The organism is Streptomyces sp. NPDC050211 (assembly GCF_040656035.1).
In the GTDB taxonomy this organism is placed as follows: domain Bacteria; phylum Actinomycetota; class Actinomycetes; order Streptomycetales; family Streptomycetaceae; genus Streptomyces.
In genome coordinates this window covers 59,241-75,152 of the sequence record NZ_JBFALC010000026.1, presented here as the reverse complement: position 1 = coordinate 75,152, position 15,912 = coordinate 59,241, and the positions used below count along the sequence as shown (strand labels likewise).

The 15,912-nt window shown below is 69.7% G+C and carries 17 protein-coding genes and 3 pseudogenes; 7 read left to right on the top strand and 13 right to left on the bottom strand.

Translation table 11 applies throughout. From position 1 onward, the window contains the following. Window position 1: 1 nt before the first annotated feature. Complete coding sequence (locus AB0I98_RS25020) at window positions 2–469, bottom strand: pyridoxamine 5'-phosphate oxidase family protein (RefSeq protein WP_328368586.1); 468 nt, start codon at window positions 467–469, stop codon at window positions 2–4. Window positions 470–611: 142 nt separating this feature from the next. Here AB0I98_RS25020 and AB0I98_RS25015 point away from each other — a divergent pair, with 142 nt between their 5' ends. Beyond that, window positions 612–1,262, top strand: coding sequence for a cysteine hydrolase (locus tag AB0I98_RS25015; protein WP_362945275.1), 651 nt, complete (start codon window positions 612–614; stop codon window positions 1,260–1,262). Here AB0I98_RS25015 and AB0I98_RS25010 read toward each other — a convergent pair. Then, window positions 1,249–1,743, bottom strand: coding sequence for a Rieske (2Fe-2S) protein (locus tag AB0I98_RS25010; protein WP_362945273.1), 495 nt, complete (start codon window positions 1,741–1,743; stop codon window positions 1,249–1,251). The genes AB0I98_RS25015 and AB0I98_RS25010 overlap by 14 nt on opposite strands. Window positions 1,744–1,998: 255 nt before the next feature. On the opposite strand from AB0I98_RS25010, the gene AB0I98_RS25005 reads away from it, so the two are divergent. The 3 genes from AB0I98_RS25005 (at window position 1,999) to AB0I98_RS24995 (ending at window position 3,984) form a co-directional block, all read left to right on the top strand. Continuing rightward, window positions 1,999–2,763 carry a GAF and ANTAR domain-containing protein gene (locus tag AB0I98_RS25005; RefSeq protein ID WP_362945271.1) on the top strand — a complete coding sequence of 255 codons (765 nt, stop codon included), beginning with the start codon at window positions 1,999–2,001 and terminating at the stop codon, window positions 2,761–2,763. A gap of 51 nt (window positions 2,764–2,814) precedes the next feature. Continuing rightward, on the top strand, window positions 2,815–3,552 hold the full coding sequence (locus tag AB0I98_RS25000) for a GAF domain-containing protein (protein ID WP_362945269.1): 738 nt from the start codon (window positions 2,815–2,817) through the stop codon (window positions 3,550–3,552). A gap of 228 nt (window positions 3,553–3,780) precedes the next feature. Continuing rightward, window positions 3,781–3,984 (top strand): cold-shock protein, encoded by a 204-nt coding sequence (locus AB0I98_RS24995; protein WP_210570996.1) that lies wholly within the window; start codon window positions 3,781–3,783, stop codon window positions 3,982–3,984. 76 nt (window positions 3,985–4,060) lie between these two features. Here AB0I98_RS24995 and AB0I98_RS24990 read toward each other — a convergent pair whose 3' ends face one another. After that, window positions 4,061–4,327, bottom strand: a complete 267-nt coding sequence (locus tag AB0I98_RS24990) for a DUF6480 family protein (protein WP_362945267.1) — start codon at window positions 4,325–4,327, stop codon at window positions 4,061–4,063. A 104-nt stretch (window positions 4,328–4,431) separates the two neighbouring features. On the opposite strand from AB0I98_RS24990, the gene AB0I98_RS24985 reads away from it, so the two are divergent. Then, complete coding sequence (locus tag AB0I98_RS24985) at window positions 4,432–4,935, top strand: DUF5709 domain-containing protein (protein WP_362945265.1); 504 nt, start codon at window positions 4,432–4,434, stop codon at window positions 4,933–4,935. A gap of 25 nt (window positions 4,936–4,960) precedes the next feature. Here AB0I98_RS24985 and AB0I98_RS24980 read toward each other — a convergent pair whose 3' ends face one another. The 3 genes and pseudogenes from AB0I98_RS24980 to gvpO form a co-directional block, all read right to left on the bottom strand. After that, window positions 4,961–5,245 carry a gas vesicle protein K gene (locus tag AB0I98_RS24980; RefSeq protein ID WP_362945263.1) on the bottom strand — a complete coding sequence of 95 codons (285 nt, stop codon included), beginning with the start codon at window positions 5,243–5,245 and terminating at the stop codon, window positions 4,961–4,963. Window positions 5,246–5,287: 42 nt separating this feature from the next. Continuing rightward, a pseudogene (locus tag AB0I98_RS24975) lies at window positions 5,288–5,704 on the bottom strand (GvpL/GvpF family gas vesicle protein); the annotation flags it as partial. Between the two features lie 81 nt (window positions 5,705–5,785). Further along, window positions 5,786–6,048 (bottom strand): annotated as a pseudogene (gene gvpO / locus AB0I98_RS24970) (gas vesicle protein GvpO). 315 nt (window positions 6,049–6,363) lie between these two features. On the opposite strand from gvpO, the gene AB0I98_RS24965 reads away from it, so the two are divergent. Further along, window positions 6,364–7,785 (top strand): ubiquinol-cytochrome c reductase cytochrome b subunit, encoded by a 1,422-nt coding sequence (locus AB0I98_RS24965; RefSeq protein ID WP_362945360.1) that lies wholly within the window; start codon window positions 6,364–6,366, stop codon window positions 7,783–7,785. Here the strand turns inward: AB0I98_RS24965 and AB0I98_RS24960 are convergent. Next, window positions 7,715–8,104 (bottom strand): cytochrome c oxidase subunit 4, encoded by a 390-nt coding sequence (locus AB0I98_RS24960; RefSeq protein ID WP_362945261.1) that lies wholly within the window; start codon window positions 8,102–8,104, stop codon window positions 7,715–7,717. The two genes, AB0I98_RS24965 and AB0I98_RS24960, sit on opposite strands and share 71 nt — an antisense overlap. Next, the gene (ctaD, locus tag AB0I98_RS24955; protein ID WP_362945259.1) at window positions 8,101–9,768 is read right to left on the bottom strand and encodes a cytochrome c oxidase subunit I; all 1,668 of its coding nucleotides are present in this window, start codon (window positions 9,766–9,768) and stop codon (window positions 8,101–8,103) included. The genes AB0I98_RS24960 and ctaD overlap by 4 nt, the downstream gene beginning before the upstream one ends. Window positions 9,769–9,996: 228 nt before the next feature. Between ctaD and AB0I98_RS24950 the strand changes: the two genes are divergently transcribed. Continuing rightward, window positions 9,997–10,377 (top strand): DUF6479 family protein, encoded by a 381-nt coding sequence (locus AB0I98_RS24950; RefSeq protein ID WP_362945257.1) that lies wholly within the window; start codon window positions 9,997–9,999, stop codon window positions 10,375–10,377. A gap of 61 nt (window positions 10,378–10,438) precedes the next feature. Here AB0I98_RS24950 and AB0I98_RS24945 read toward each other — a convergent pair whose 3' ends face one another. The 5 genes and pseudogenes from AB0I98_RS24945 to AB0I98_RS24925 form a co-directional block, all read right to left on the bottom strand. Then, window positions 10,439–11,329 (bottom strand): SDR family oxidoreductase, encoded by an 891-nt coding sequence (locus AB0I98_RS24945; RefSeq protein ID WP_362945255.1) that lies wholly within the window; start codon window positions 11,327–11,329, stop codon window positions 10,439–10,441. A gap of 116 nt (window positions 11,330–11,445) precedes the next feature. After that, the gene (locus tag AB0I98_RS24940) at window positions 11,446–12,438 is read right to left on the bottom strand and encodes a sigma-70 family RNA polymerase sigma factor (protein WP_362945253.1); all 993 of its coding nucleotides are present in this window, start codon (window positions 12,436–12,438) and stop codon (window positions 11,446–11,448) included. A gap of 120 nt (window positions 12,439–12,558) precedes the next feature. Next, the gene (locus tag AB0I98_RS24935; protein ID WP_362945251.1) at window positions 12,559–14,004 is read right to left on the bottom strand and encodes an FAD-dependent oxidoreductase; all 1,446 of its coding nucleotides are present in this window, start codon (window positions 14,002–14,004) and stop codon (window positions 12,559–12,561) included. A 6-nt stretch (window positions 14,005–14,010) separates the two neighbouring features. Further along, window positions 14,011–15,246, bottom strand: a complete 1,236-nt coding sequence (locus tag AB0I98_RS24930; protein WP_362945249.1) for a polysaccharide pyruvyl transferase family protein — start codon at window positions 15,244–15,246, stop codon at window positions 14,011–14,013. A 118-nt stretch (window positions 15,247–15,364) separates the two neighbouring features. Further along, window positions 15,365–15,786 (bottom strand): annotated as a pseudogene (locus AB0I98_RS24925) (glycosyltransferase family 2 protein); the annotation flags it as partial. Window positions 15,787–15,912: the final 126 nt, after the last annotated feature.

Here is a 15,912-nt window from a genome sequence, read left to right as displayed (position 1 = left end):
GCTACCCGTTGCCCAACTTCCGGAAGTCCCAGGAGACGATCTTCTCCGGCGTCAGCCGCACCCACGCGTGGCGTCCGTCGTGCGGCATCTCCTCGAGGCCGAAGTTCTTCCGCGCGAACAGAGTCTCCGGGACGTCGAGTTCCGCGCGCAGCTCGCCGGTGCGCGGGCTCTCGCCCACGAAGTCGACGGTCCCGGACAGCTCGACGCCGCGCAGTTCGTCGTACTCCTCACCCGTGTCGACCACGATCGCGACCCGCGGGTCGCGCCGCAGATCGGTCCACCGCTTGCTGCGCACCACCGAGTACAGCCACATCGAGGTGCCGTCCCAGGCGAACCAGAGGGTGCTCACGTGCGGGGCGCCGTCGGCGGAGACGGTGGCGACCCTGCAGGTGCGCTGGCTGGTGAGGAACTCGTCCAGCTCGCCCGGTGTCATCATGATCTTCCGGCCCCGGCGCTGCGTGGCGGTCATGTGTCCCCCTCTTCTCTTCTCCCACGTCGTGTCAGAGGAGAGATCCTCTGACATCACGTCAGAAAAGGATGAGCGGTCTTCCTTCCCCGCGCAATGGTGGCTAGTCTCGCCCGCCCCATCAGGTCGGCGACAAGGGGGCACCATGCCGTCGCACGAACAGCTTCGCGAACTCCTCGACCCCGTGACCACCGTGCTGCTCACGGTCGAGTGCCAGCAGGGCGTCGTCGGCCCGGACAGCGCCTTGCCGGAACTCGCGAAGGAAGCCCGCTCCTCCGGCGCCCTCGCCAACGTCGCCCGGCTGGTGGCGGGAGCGCACGAGAGCGGGGTGCAGGTGATCCACGCGATCGCCGAACGCCGCCCGGACGGCCGGGGCGCGAGCCGTAACGCCCGGCTGTTCCGCGCCGCCGAGCGGCTCCCCGTCCAGCAACTCGCCGGCTCCACGGCGGTCCGGGTGGCGGCCCCGATCGAGGTCGCCGAGGAGGACTTCGTCGTACGACGGCTGCACGGGCTGTCGCCGGTCCAGGGCACCGAGGTCGACGCGCTGCTGCGCAACCTCGGCTGCCGCACCCTGATCGTCACCGGGGTCTCGGCCAACGTGGCCGTCCCCAGTGCCGTCTTCGACGCGGTCAACCGCGGCTACACCGCCGTCGTCCCGACGGACGCCATCGCCGGGGTGCCCTCCGACTACACCCCGGCGATGATCCGCAACACCCTCGCATTGGTCGCTACGGTCGCGACCACGGACGAGGTGCTGGGCTGCTGGAAACGACCGCGCCCGGTTACGCGAGCGTGATCGAGTCCCCGGACACGGTGATCTCCTTGGCCTCCAACGGCTTGGTGGCGGGGCCCTTCTGCACGCTGCCGTCGGCGATGGAGAAGGTACTGCCGTGGCAGGCGCAGGAGATGATGTCCTCCTTGAGGTCCGTCATCGGACAGCCCTGATGCGTGCAGATCGTCGAGTACGCCTTGTAGTCACCCGCCGCCGGCTGCGAGACCACGACCTTCTCGTCGCTGAAGATCTTGCCGCTGCCCTCCGGTATGTCGGAGGTCTTCGCGAGTGCAGCGCCGCCGGCGCCGCCGTCCGCTGCGGGGGAGCTGGCGTCGGCGCCTCCAGCGGGGGAACTGGCGTCGGCGCCCTGCTCGGTGGACGAGCCGGACGCGTCGTCCTCCGACCCGCACGCGGTCAGCGCGACGGCGAGCCCCGCCGCGCCGACCGCCGCCACGACGGTACGGCGGCTCGGTGCCGACACCGGCTGAACTGATTCGCTGGTCATGCTGACGTTCCTTCCGGGTGTTCGTGAACTGCCGAGAGGTACGGCCCGTGAGGACCGGCTGTTCAGACGTTGGGGAAATCCTGGCCCGTCCCCGGAGAGGTGCGGGTAAAGCGGAGCTGTCGGTTCCCTGTCGACGGCTGTCGATCCGCTGTCGGGCCGGCCTGTGATGAGCGGCGGCGGCACTGAGCATGGCTGTTTGCCTGTGCCAAGATCGAGTGAAACCGTTGGGTGAAGTGGCCGTGGGAGGTGATGGTCATGGCCGGGGACGATCTGCTGGGCGGCGGGAACGCCGAGCAGGAGACGGATGTCGAGCGTGCCCGCATCGCCCACGCGCTCATCGCCGGAGTGCAGGGACTGCCCCCGCACGAGGTGCCCGACGGTCTGTGCCGTACCTGTGTCACCCTCCTCCCGGCGTTCTCGGGGCTGACCGTCTCCGTGCTCGGGGACGGCCCGGACATGGGGGTCGTGCTGTGCGCCAGCGACGACGTAGCGGCCCGGCTGGCGGAGATTCAGTACACCCTGGGCGAAGGTCCGTGCCGGGAAGCGGTCCGGCTGCGTGCGCCCGTGTTCGCCTCGGACCTCACGCGTGATCCGGACCGGCGCCGCTGGCCGCTCTTCTCCGATCAGGCGGTCAAAGTGGGCGTGGCTGCCGCCTTCTCGCTGCCGCTGGCGAGCTCCGGAAGCGCGTTGGGCACCCTGGACCTCTACCGGCAGACGCCGGGTTCGTTGAGCGCGGGCCATCTGCGCACGGCCATGCTGGTCGCCGACGCGGTCACCTTGGCCGTCATCGCTCTGGAGCACGCTTCCCCGGACCCGGAAGGAGTCGTAACGTGGCTGGCAGGAGCGGAATCGGACCGGGAGGAGGTGCATCAGGCCACCGGGATGATCATGATGCAGCTGGGAGTGAGCGCCGAGGAGGCGCTCCTGCGCCTGCGCGCGCGGGCCTTCACCCAGGGCCGTACCTCCACGGAAGTGGCCCGGGCGATCATCGACCGCAGCATCGACCTCCGCGATGACTGAACGGACGGTATACGTGCCGATCACCGTGACCACAGCGCCGGGGAGGCGAACATGAACCGCGAGCGCCAACTGGCGCAGGCTTTCGTCGTCCTGGCGGACACCTATGCCGCGCAGTTCGACCCTTTGCATCTTTTCCATCGCCTGGTCCACACCTGCCGCGACCTCCTGGACGTGGACGCCGCGGCCGTGATGATCGCGGACGCCCACGGCAGTCTGAAGACCATGGCCGCGACCGACGAGGACGCGGCCTTCGCCGAACTCCTGCAACTGCAGACCGGCAGCGGCCCCTGCATGGACTGCTACCGCACCGGAAAGCCGGTGAACGTTCCCGACATCACCGCCGAACAAGAGCGTTGGCCGAAACTGGTCTCGGCGATGGTCGAGAACGGGTACGAGTCCCTGCAGGCGATCCCGATGCGTTTGCACGACCGCCCGCTGGGAGCCCTCACGCTGCTGCGTCAGCGCTCGGGGCACCTCGTGGAGGATGACGTACACCTCGCGCAGGCCCTCGCTGATTCGGCCGCGCTGGGCCTGATGCACTGGTCCACGGAGCCGGCGCAGGTCGACGACGTGATCACCCGCGTGCAGAGCGTGATCGCGGCGAAGGCCACGCTGGAGATCGCCAAGGGCATGGTCGCGCAGTACGCGGGGTCCACGATCGGTGAGGCGGCCCGGTTGCTCAGCGCCTATGCGAGCCAGAGGCAGGTCCGTCTCACCGAGACCGCCCACGCCCTGGTCACCCGGACCATGACACCGGACGCCATCGTGGATGCCCAGCCCCGGACGTGATCTCGGCCGGGCCGGTGCCTTCTGTGAGATGAACTCTGCGTTTCAGTGGCCGAGCGCCGCCAGTCGGTGTAGCGTCATGATCAGCAGTCGTGGTTCCGAAGTCCCGTTCGCCCGTGATCGCAGTCACGGGCGTTTTTGCTGTTCAACGCCTCTCCGGACCAGGGCGATCACCTCCGGGTCCCGCACGGTGCGGGGTCCGACACGAGTCCCGTCGAAGGAGACAGGCACATGGCTACAGGCACTGTGAAGTGGTTCAACGCCGAAAAGGGTTTCGGCTTCATCGAGCAGGACGGCGGCGGCCCCGACGTCTTCGCCCACTACTCGAACATCGCCGCCCAGGGCTTCCGTGAGCTCCAGGAAGGCCAGAAGGTGAAGTTCGACATCGCGCAGGGCCAGAAGGGCCCGCAGGCGGAGAACATCACTCCCGCCTGACGACGCACGAAGAAGCCCCGGCCGGTGATCTCACAGGCCGGGGCTTTCCCGTGTCGCCCCGTCTCCAGGCCGACCGTCATGCGGTCGCCAGCACAACCACCATCGCCACCAGGCCGATGACGAAGAGTGCGACGACGATCCAGATCAAGATGAGGGGCGCGACGGCCCATCCCTTTTTCAGCGCTTCGCGCTCGGGGGCGCCGAGCCCGGACACTCCGGATTCGGCGGGAGGTGTCGCACCGGGAGCCATCGAGGTGTCCTCCGGTACGGCCAGTCCCTCCACGGGTCGGGGATCGGTCTCAGCCGCAGTGCCGTCGGCTCGGTGTGCGCGTTTGTCGTTCATGAGCTCTTCCCTTCGCTTCTGACGGGTTTCACACGTTCGGCCAGCGGAAACCCGGTGCGAGCAGTTCGCGAGAGAGAGCCGCACGACTGCCCGAGGAGCACCGGATGCCCGACGAACAGCGTGAGTACGACGACGAGTCCATGGGCGACGAGGTGTACCAGCCCGACGATTCGGAGGTCCAGGACGATGCCGCGCTCATGGACCCGGAGGACACCCTGGACGACCGCGGTATCGCCCCGGCGATCGACGAGGGCTACTCCCCGCCCGAGAAGCCGCTGGCCGTGCAGCGCCGCGGTACTACGGCCGCGGAGCAGCGTGAGCGGGAGCCGCTGGACGAGCGCCTGCGGGCCGAGCGACCCGACACGGAGCCGCCGCCGGGCGACGAGATCGGAGACGTACCGGACGGGGAAGGCGAGCCTGTCGACGCGGAGGCCGGTGACAGGCGTGCGGGGCGGTTGACGGCTGCGGAGGGAGAGGCCGAGACGCGGGATGACACCGTGGCCGAAGACGCTGGTATCGCCGGCGGCGCGGCATCCTCCGAAGAGGCCGCGGTGCACGTCGTGGACAACCCGGCTGAGTCCGACGACGAGGGATCGCGGACCGCTTGAACCGCACCCGAGGGCCCGGCGCCTCTCACTCCCGAGGAAGCAGCGGACCCAGCGGCCCGAGGTCCAGGTTGAGGTCCTCGGCGCGCAGCCCGTAGCGCTCGCGCAGCTCGGTCATGCGCTGCTCGAGCAACATCAGGGTGAGCCCGATGCGTTCCTCCTGCTCCTCGCTCAGATCACCCTGGTCGAAGCGGCGCAGCGCCTGGCGCTCCATCAGCTGGCGCAGCAACTCGACCACGGTGAGGACGAGTTTCACCAGGTCGCGTTCGACGGTGTCGGGCTCGAGGTCGAGTTGGTTACGGCGCTCGGTCACGGCGAGTTACCCCAGGGGACGGCACCTGTCGGTTCACGGAGGTCATGTTCCCGCCGCCTCCGCACCGCTGCCCTCGACGAAGGAGTAGGCCGCCCACGGTCCCGTCAGCTCGATCTGGATTCCGCTCTCCCCGCACTTGGTGTGGTCCAGGACGTCCATGAACTCCTCGGAGGAGGGGCGGGGAACCAGATACGCGGCGTTGAGCACGTTCTGGCCCGGGGCCGAGGAGAGGACCGGGTTCTGCGGCGGATGCAGCCGGGTGCGCTCCGCGTGCTCGGAGAGCGCGGCGTGCAGCCGTTCGGCCCGCTGCCAGGTGTCCTCGCGGGCCATGACCCTCCGGCGCCGCTGCCGCAGGTAGTCGCGGCCCGAGGCCGGCTTGCTCCGAGGGCCGTCGCCCTCCGCCGGCTCAGCGTCGGGTTCGGGTTCGGCGTAGACCTTCACACCCCATTCGACGCGGCCCTGCGCCAGGTGCTGGCCGACGGGACAACGGTCATGTCTGCCGTCCTCCTTGCCGGGGAAGGGCTCGCCGCGGGCGGCGGCCTACCGGCCGCCGGAGCGGTCTGTGCCCGACCGCCCCCGCTCGTAGCGGCGGACGCGCCGGTGACCGGTGAGCTGTCCCTGTTCGTCGAGGTCGACCTGGTAGCTCGCCATGAGGCTCATCGTGTCCGGGACCTGGGCGAGTAGCCGCCGTCCGTCTTCTCGAAGGACGAGACGGTCTCCGCCGTCATGCCGGTCATGTCGCCGAGTTGGTCGCGCGCCCGGCGCAGAACCTCCATCGGCGTCGGCCGGTCGTCGTCCGTCATGGCGTCGTCCTTGCGCGGTCTAGCGTGATATGTGATGCCTATGAGACTTATGAATTTTTGTCTACATTCAACCGTATTCGAGTGGCCCGAAGCGTCTTGGCTGAACCTTCGCGAAGCGGCCACCGGGGAGTGTTTCGCCTCGCTTGGGTACCCGCCGTTCGATCCGGTGACGGAACACAGCAGAGGGAGGGCTTCTTGAACACAGAGCGGCGGCGGCCGGCACCGGATTCTCCGTCGGGCCGGGTCCGTCCGCGCGGGGAGCGCCTCGCGGACGCCGCGGACGGGCGTCTGCCCGTGTTCGACGGGGGCGGCCGGATGCTGCGGAAGGCGTTTCCCGACCACTGGTCGTTTCTGCTGGGCGAGATCGCGCTGTACAGCCTGATCGTCCTGGTGCTCACCGGGGTCTGGCTGACGCTCTTCTTCAAGCCGGACATGACCGAGGTGGTCTACGACGGACGGTACGTGCCCCTGCACGGCATTCGCATGTCCGCGGCCTTCGACTCCACCCTGCACATCAGCTTCGACGTACGCGGCGGGCTCCTCGTCCGGCAGGCACACCACTGGGCGGCGCTCGTCTTCGTCGCCGCGATCGGCCTGCATCTGCTGCGGATCTTCTTCACCGGCGCCTTCCGAAGGCCCCGGGAGGTGAACTGGATCATCGGCGTCACGTTGTTCGTGCTCGCCCTGGCCGAGGGCTTCGCGGGCTACTCACTCCCCGACGACCTGCTGTCCGGCACGGGGCTGCGCATCGCGCAGGGCATCATGCTGTCGATCCCGGTCGTGGGCACGTATGTGAGCATGTTCGTGTTCGGCGCCGAGTTCCCCGGCGAGGACATCGTCACGCGCCTCTACAGCATGCATGTCCTGCTGCTGCCCGGAGCGTTGATCGCCCTGGTCACCGTGCATCTGATCCTGGTGTTCTATCTGAAGCACACCCAGTGGCGCGGCCCGGGCAGGACGCGGCGGAACGCCGTCGGCAAGCCGTTCTTCCCCCAGTTCGTCGCCTCCTCGGGCGGCCTGTTCTTCGCCGTCTTCGGTGTGCTCACGCTGCTCGGCGGCCTCGCCCAGATCAACCCGGTGTGGGCGTACGGTCCTTACCGGCCGGACCAGGCGTCGACCGGTGCCCAGCCCGACTGGTACGTCGGTTTTCTGGAGGGCGCGCTACGGCTCGTACCCCCGTGGGAGACGAACATCGCCGGGCACACCCTCATGTGGAACGTACTGCTCCCGGCGGTCGTCCTCCCGGCGCTGCTGTTCCTCGTCCTGTACCTGTACCCCTTCGTCGAGCAGCGGCTGACGGGGGAGTGGCGCCACGAGCAGCATCTGTGCGACCGGCCGCGCGAACGTCCGGTCCGCACCGGCCTCGGGGTCGCCGGGATCACGTTCTACGGCGTTCTGCTGCTGGCCGGCGGCAATGACGTCGTGGCGCAGACGTTCCGGATCTCTCTCAACACCCTCACCTGGGTGCTGCGCATCGCCCTCGTGGCGGGGCCGGTCCTCGCCTTCTTCCTCACCCGCCAGATCTGCCGCGCCCTGCTGGACGCCGAACGCGGGCGCCTGGAGCAAGGGGAGGAGACCGGCGAGGTGCGCCAGACCGTGGAGGGCGGGTACGAGAGCGAGCACCGGCCCGTCGACAGGTTCCGGCCCGGCGCCCCCCGACCTCCGATCAGCCCTGCCGACGGGCGTACTGGAACACCATCCCCACCACCCCATGAGCCAGCACCCCGAAGCCGATGAGGAACAGCCACAGCCCGAAGACCACACCGGTGGCCGCGATCGCGAAGCCGAGAGCGGTCACGATCGGCCAGGGGCTCTTCGGCGGGAAGAACTCCAACGGCCCGGCGGCGTCGGCCACTTCCGCATCCGTACGATCTTGCGGGCGCCGCCCCTTGCGCCGGTACTGGACCGCGCAGAAGAAGCTCACCAGGGCGCCCATCAGGAAGGCGACCACCAGCGCGGCCGTTCCGGCGGGATCGCCCGACCACCAGCCGTAGAGCACGGCGGTGCCCGCGAAGAACGCGGCAACGCCACCGAAGAGGAACGCCTCGACCTTCATCGCAGCTCCTCTGTCTTCGTCTGCCGAGTGATGTCGGGATGGTGCAGGTCGAACGCGGGTGACTCCGACCGCACGCGGGGAAGGGCCACGAAGTTGTGGCGGGGCGGCGGACAGGACGTCGCCCACTCCAGCCCGCGCCCGTAACCCCAGGGATCGTCCTGGGTCACTCGCTTTCCGTGCCGGGCCGTGTGCCAGACGTTGTACAGGAACGGCAGCGTGGAGACACCGAGCAGGAACGCGCCCACGGAGGACAGGGTGTTGAGGAGCGTGAAGCCGTCGGCGGCCAGATAGTCGGCGTACCTGCGCGGCATCCCTTCCTCACCGAGCCAGTGCTGTACCAGAAAGGTCAGCTGGAACGCTGGGAACAACAGCCAGAAGTGCAGCTTGCCGAGCCGCTCGTCGAGCATCCTGCCCGTGAACTTGGGCCACCAGAAGTAGAACCCGGCGAACATCGCGAAGACCACCGTGCCGAACAGCACGTAATGCAGGTGGGCGACGATGAAGTACGAGTCGGTGAGATGGAAGTCGAGCGGCGGGGAGGCGATGAGCACCCCGCTCAGACCGCCGAGCAGGAACGACATCAGAAAGCCGAGCGCCCACAGCATCGGCGTCTCGAACGAGATCGACCCCTTGACCATCGTGCCGATCCACGCGAAGAACTTGATCCCGGTGGGCACCGCGATCAGGAACGACATCAGGGAGAAGAAGGGCAGCAGCACCGCCCCGGTGGCGAACATGTGGTGCGCCCACACGACCGCCGACAGCATGGTGATCGCGATCGTCGCCCCGATCAGCGGCAGATACCCGAAGAGCGGCTTGCGTGAGAACACCGGCAGGATCTCCGAGATGATCCCGAAGAACGGCAGCGCGACGATGTACACCTCGGGGTGACCGAAGAACCAGAACAGGTGCTGCCACAGGATGGCGCCCCCGTTCGCCGCGTCGAAGATGTGCGCGCCGAACTTGCGGTCCGCCTCCAGGGCCAGCAGCGCGGCCGTCAGGACCGGGAACGCGGGCAGCACCAGGATCGACGTGAACAGGATGTTCCAGGTGAAGATCGGCATCCGGAACATCGTCATCCCGGGAGCGCGCAGACACAGGATCGTCGTGATGAAGTTGACCGCCCCGAGCGTCGTCGACACGCCGGTCACCACCAGGCCCATCACCCACAGATCACCGCCCGCGCCGGGGGAGTGGTAGGCGCTGTTCAGCGGCGCGTAGGCGAACCAGCCGAACGCGGCGGCGCCGCCCGGCACCATCAGGCCGGACACGACCATCAGTCCGCCGAAGAGGTACATCCAGTACGACAGGGCGTTCAGGCGGGGGAAGGCGACGTCGGGGGCGCCGATCTGCAGGGGCATCACCGCATTGGCGAATCCGGCGAACATGGGCGTGGCGAAGAGCAGCATCATGATCGTGCCGTGCATCGTGAACAGCTGGTTGTAGACGTGCTCGTTCACGAACTGCAGCCCGGGGCGGGCGAGTTCGGCGCGCATGGCCAGCGCCAGCAGGCCGCCGAAGAGAAAGAAGCAGAAGGCCGTGACCATGTAGAGACGGCCGATCTCCTTGTGATCCGTCGTGGTGGCCCAGCGCAGCAGGGTGCGGCCCAGCGAGGCCCTGGCCGTCTTGGGCGGGGCGCCGGCGCGATCAGAGACTTCGGTCATGGTCCTCCTCGACGGGATGCCTCAGACCCGGGCGCCCCGAGAGGCGTGCCGCAAGACGGGGAAGCGGCGTGCGGGTGCCCTGGCAGCGCCGTGGGAAACCGGCCGGGCACGGGCGTCGGTGACGCTATCGGCGGGGACCTGGGAGGGCGGGGCACGCCACGCCCGCTGTCCGCCGTCAGAGGGGCACGCCGTCCGTATCCACAGCCCGAGCCTGGGTACCCGGGCCCAATGAACGCCATCGCATACGCCATCCCCGACCAAGCGGCCGTTTCGAATCCGGGCGGCCTGATCGCCGTCCTCATCGGCGGCCTGCTCATCGCCGGCGCCCTGGTGTGGGCCGTACGGCTCGGCATCAAGGTACGGCGCCGCGAACCGGGCCCTCCGGGGCCTCATGAGCAGCCCTCGGTGCCGAGTACCGGACCGGTCCGGGAGGCCCAGGAGGTGCGCGAGCAGAACGAGGTCCCCCAGGCCGGAGACAAGAGCGGGCGGCGGCTCACCCCGCACGAGCTCCAGCCGTCCGGCAGTAAACGCAGCGAGAGCCAGAAACGCCGACGGTGGAATCCGGGCTCGAGCGGCGGGTTCGGCAGCGGAGGCCCGGGCAGGACGTAACGGTCCGACGAGGTCCGGCATGCTGCCGGATCGCGCTGCCGTCCTGCGTCGAGGGACTCGGCTACGGAAGTGGCGTCCCGCCTGTCGCGTTGAGGATCTCCGCGGTGATGAAGCTGGCCTCCTGAGAGGCGAGGTAGACGTACGCGGGAGCCATTTCGGCGGGTTGGGCCGGGCGGCCCAGAGGGCTCTGCCTGCCGAACTCCACCGTGTCGGGCATCGTCGCGGGGATCAACGGCGTCCACACCGGTCCCGGGGCGACCGCGTTGACGCGGATACCGCGGTCGACGAGCATCTGGGCCAGCCCCTGGGTGAAAGTCACGATCGCGCCTTTCGTCATCGCGTAGTCCAGCAGGTGCGGGCTGGGCTTGTAGGCCTGCACCGACGTGGAGTTGATGACGCTGCCGCCCTCGGGGATGTGCGGCAGGGCGAACTTCGTCAGCCAGAACATGCCGTAGAGGTTCGTGCGCATCACCCGGTCGAACTGCTCGGTCGGGATCGCCTCGATGCCGTCGGGCTGGGACATCTGGTAGGCGGCGTTGTTCACCAGGACGTCGATGCGCCCGAACTCCCCGGCCGCACGCTCGATCAGGGCCCGGCAGTTGTCCTCCTCGCGGATGTCGCAGGAGACGGCGACCGCCTTGCGGCCGGCCCTCTCCACGAGACGGGACGTTTCGCGGGCCTCGTCCGCCTCCTCCTCGAGGTAGGTGAAGAGCACGTCGGCACCCTCCCGGGCGAAGGCCAGGGCCACGGCCCGCCCGATGCCGGAGTCGCCGCCGGTGATGACGGTCTCGCGGCCGTCCAGCCGGCCGGTGCCTCGGTAGCTCTCCTCGCCGTGGTCGGGCGGCGGGTCCATCGGCCCGGTCCATCCGGGGTGCGGCTGGTCCTGCGAGGGGAAGTCCGGGCGGGGGTGCTGGGTGGCCGGGTTCTGCTGGGTGTGCTGCGGATCGGTCACGACGGCCTCCTGAACCGCTGGACGGGCGTGGACGCTGACCGGGTTCCCGCCTCGCCCCGGCCGAAAGCCCGTCGCGGACGCGCGTCAGCGGCGCATCAGAACGCCTCCCACAGGGCTCAGCTCGCCCACGTCAGCAGGCGCTGCCCCGTCTCGGGGGCCCGCAGCCTCGCCAGCGACTGCTTCTCCAGCTGGCGTACGCGCTCGCGGGTGAGACCCACCTGCCGTGCGACCTGTTCGAGGGTGCGCTGCTCTCCGTCGTGCAGGCCGTAGCGGAGGCTGAGGATCATGGCCTCGCGGGGTGCGAGGGTGCCGATGGCCCTCCTCAGGTCCTGCGCGAGTGCCTGGTACTCGGCGATGTCCGCGGCCTGCAGCACCTCGGTGTCGGGGATGAGGTCGCCGATCACCATCTCACCGGTTTCGTCGACCGGCGTGTCCAGGCTGACCGCCTGCCGCCCGACGCGGCGCAGCCAGTCGACCCGGGACTCGGAGAGGCCGCTCTCCCGGGCGACCTCCTCGGCGGTGGGCTCACGACCCAGGTCCAACTGCAGGCGCCGTTCGATCTTGCCGAGCTTCCGCAGCTCCTCCACCACGTGCATCGGCAGCCGTATGGCCCGGGCGTGCTGGGCGAGGCCCCGCTCGATCGCCTGGCGGATCCACCAGGTCGCGTACGTGGAGAACTTGAAGCCCTTCGTGTGGTCGAACTTCTCCACCGCCCGGATCAGCCCCAGGTTGCCCTCCTGGATGACGTCGAGCAGGGGCACACCCCGGTGGGCGTGCCGCTTGGCCATCGCCACGACGAGCCGGAGGTTGGCCCGGATCATGTGGTCCTTGGCGGCCTTGCCGTCGCGGGCGACCGCGTCGAGTTCCCGGTGCCGCTCCGGCGTCAGGTCGCGCTCGCCGGCGTCGGCCTCCCGCAGCTCCTCGACGGCCCGCACTCCGGCCTCTATGCGCTGGGCCAGCCGTACCTCGTCCTCCGCGGTGAGCAGCGGGGTCGCCGCGATCTGGGCCAGGTACTGGCCGAGCAGATCCGGTTCCTCGTCGGGTTCGGGGACCCGGCCGCGCGAGCGTGCGGTGCGTGTGCAGGCACGGCGGCTCACTCGGGGGTCCATCGCGGGAGTCTGTGTCAGGGGAGGCATCCTCACGGCCTTTCGTCCGTTCCGGTCGCCCTCATTGCCTGGTGTCCGGGTACCCGAGGAGCCCGCGAGGAACCACTGGGGTCGGACCAGCAGTCAGCGCCGCACGGGTTCCCGGGGCTCCAGGCGCAGATGGGCGCCCTGGCGCTTGAGCGTGCGCTGGACGAGGTGGCACGGCACCTCGCGGGGACTGCGGCCGAGACGGACGGACAGAGCGGCGCAGACACCGGCCGCCTGGCCGGTGGCCATCGAGATGGGCATGACACGGTACGACGAGTGCGCCACGTGCGAGCCGGAGATACAGCGTCCGGCGACCAGCAGCCGGTCGGTGTCGCGGGGCAGCAGACAGCGCAGGGGGATGTCGTAGAAGCTGCCCCGGGGGACGCGCTTGAGGACGGTGCCGCTGCCGCGGGGGTTGTGGATGTCGACGGGGTAGGCGCCGTGCGCCACGGCGTCGGGGAAGGAACGCGCCGCGAGGATGTCGTGTCCGGTCAGGTGGTACTCGCCGAGGATGCGCCGCGTCTCCCGCACTCCGATCTGGACGCCGCTCTGTGCGACGTAGGCCTTCTTGAAACCCGGCACGCGTCCGCGCAGGAAGCGGTCGATCTGTTCCAGCTGGCGGCGGGCGGCGTACTCGGCCCGGCTGAGGTCCCACACGTCGGTGCCGAGCGCCCGGGTGACCCGGGTGCTGTTGACGCTGACCTCGCGGGGATGCGGGGTGCCGAAGAACAGGATGTCCTCGCGGGGCAGACGCAGTTCCCCCGCTTCGGTGGCCTCCTGGACGAGGTCCCACAGACCGTGCACGCCCCGCCACTGGTCGGGGTGCTCGCTGACGTACTCGGCGAAGCGCGGCTGCAGGAAGTCGACGACACGGAACATCAGCGTCATCGGCTGCACGAGCCCGTCCTCCGGACGGCCGATCTCGTACGGCGCCCCGCAGGCAGCGGCGATGTCGCCGTCCCCGGTGCCGTCGACGACGACACCGGCGTCGATCACGACCGGCCCGGACTTGGTCTCGAAGACCACCCGCCAGCCGTCGTCGAGGGGCAGCGCGGCGGAGGCGAAGGAGTGGAACAGCATGCGCACGCCCACCTGGTCCATCAGGTCGAGGAGGACGAGTTTGTAGAGCTCCGGGTCGAACGGCACGGTGTAGCCGGTGCCGGGGGACGGTGGGATGCAGCCGCCGCGTGCGGTGAGCCGGTCCAGCAGGAGCCACAGGAATCCGGCCACCACCGGGTCGCCCTCGCCGTGGTCGGTGGGAAGCAGCCGGCTGCCGTGTCCGCTCTCGTCGAACACGGCCTGTTTCTGCTCGTTGTGGAACGACATCAGCGGCATCACCAGGGCCACGGTGGCGTTGCCGCCGAGGAAGCCGTAGCGCTCCACGAGGACGACCTCGGCGCCGGCGTCGGCCGCCGCGTAGGCGGCGGCGGTGCCGGCCGGACCGCCGCCGACGACCAGGACGTCGGTGCGGCCTCCGTGGCGGGCCGCTCGCGGGGGAAGGGTGACGGTCCGAGCGGGTCGGAGTGGTTCCAGGATCGGCATCGCAGGTCACATCCCCGGGTTCCTGAGATCGTCCGTCCGGGAACCGTGGGTCAGAATCAGGTCGGCGTCCTGCGCGCGCCGTGTGTCGCGCGCACCGCCGTCGAGGGAGTCCAGGAGGGTTCCGCAGCGGGCGCAGGTCTCCCGGGCCAGGGCCCGCAGCCCCTGAACCCGGCTGTTCAGGTCCTCGTGCCGGCGGGGGAACTCGTCCCAGAGCCGGTCCACCTCGGCGAGCAGGAGTCCGGCCTGCTCCCGCGCCACACCGACGAGCGCGGGCGCCCCCGTACGGCGGGCGAAGTCGAAGACCTTGCCCGAGTAGGGCAGCGGCAGCACGGGCAGGCCGGACAGCGCCGCGAACATCACGAAGTGCAGGCGCATGCCGACGACCATGTCCAGGTGGCTCATGAAGCCGAGGACCTCGCCGGGGCTGTAGGAGTTGTGCAGGATCCGGCCCAGGTCCGGATCGCTCATCCGCGACAGCACGCCGTGCGCGTGCCGCACGTCCTCGCGTTCCATCGGCACGAAGACCACGTGCGCCTCCAGGCGGCGGGCGAGGAAGTCCGCGACATCGGCGAGCAGCGCGTGGTAGTCGTCCTCGTCGAGCTTCTCCGCCGCCCGGCCGGGCTCGCGCACGGACATCCCGACCAGCCGGGCATCGGTGGGAAGGCCCTCCTGCCGCATCATCTGCTCGGTGAAGGGTTCCGGCGTGAGCAGCAGCGCCGGGTCGGCGCTGACGGCGAGCTCACGCTCGACGCCGACCTCCTCCAGGACGAGCCGGGACTCCTCGTCCCGGACCACGACGTCGGTCATCTCCGGCAGCACGCAGCGTACGGACTCCCGGTCGTCCGCCTCACGCAGCGGGCCCGCGCCGATCGCGTAGGCGAAGGTGGGCACGCCGCGCTCATGTGCCGCCCGCACCAGCCGCAGATAGCGCCGCGCCTCCCCGTCGTAGAGGATCCCGCCGCCGCCCAGCACCAGCAGGTTCAGTCCGGCGACGGCGTCGAGCACGGGTTTCTGCGGGACACCTTCCCAGTCGACGACCTCGTCCGCTTCCCGCTGATGGCTGCGGGTGTGTTCGGCGTTCCGGCTGAAGACGACGAGTCGGGCACCCGGCCGGTGGGCGCGCAGGCAACTGAGAACACACAGCAGAATCGCCTCGTCGCCGATGTTGCGCCCGCCGTACGAGCCGAGCAGGCCGATCCGCAGATCGGACGCGGCAGGCGACGGGCGCCGGTTGATCGTCATCCGGAGCTCCTGTTCCAAGGAGACGGGGGACCCGCGGTGCAGACGCGTCGGGCCCGAGTTGCCCGGGACGTTCGGAGGAAACCTCACGCGAGAATGCCCGTAGGGCCAGTATGGGCGCTCACCCGACGTACCTGCGTGCGGACGACGAGCGCCGGGCGTGCTGGAGTGCCGTCAGCCGGTCCTCGATCTCCGGCGGCACCGGGTCGCGCTGCCGCAGGACCCACGGCAGACCGGCCGCCGCACGGGCGAAGGCGCGGGCCGACGCCGCGTCGTGGGGGACCGTGGCCATCAGGTAGGCCGTACGTCGCAGGGCCGGAGGAGCGGGCGGCGCAGCCAGGTGAACCAGAGCGTGCTGCGCAGCCCCAGGATCCTGCGTGCCGTGCTGTCCCGCAGCACGGACGCCTTGTGATGGACGGTCAGCTCCTCGGCGTAGCTCAGCCACCAGCTCTGCCGCTGCAGATCGGTGGCCAGCAGTTCCTCCTCACCGCCGAGCCACAGGCCCGGATGGAAGCGACCCGCGGCCCGGAAGGGCCCTGACTGGTCGCCGATCGCCGGCGACGCACTGACACGGGTTCCCGGGTCAGTTGTTTCACATGGTGATTCCCACTATGCGCCGGTTCACAGACACTCGTGACTGCCGTGTGGGCCCGCCGACCGTGGGCACTC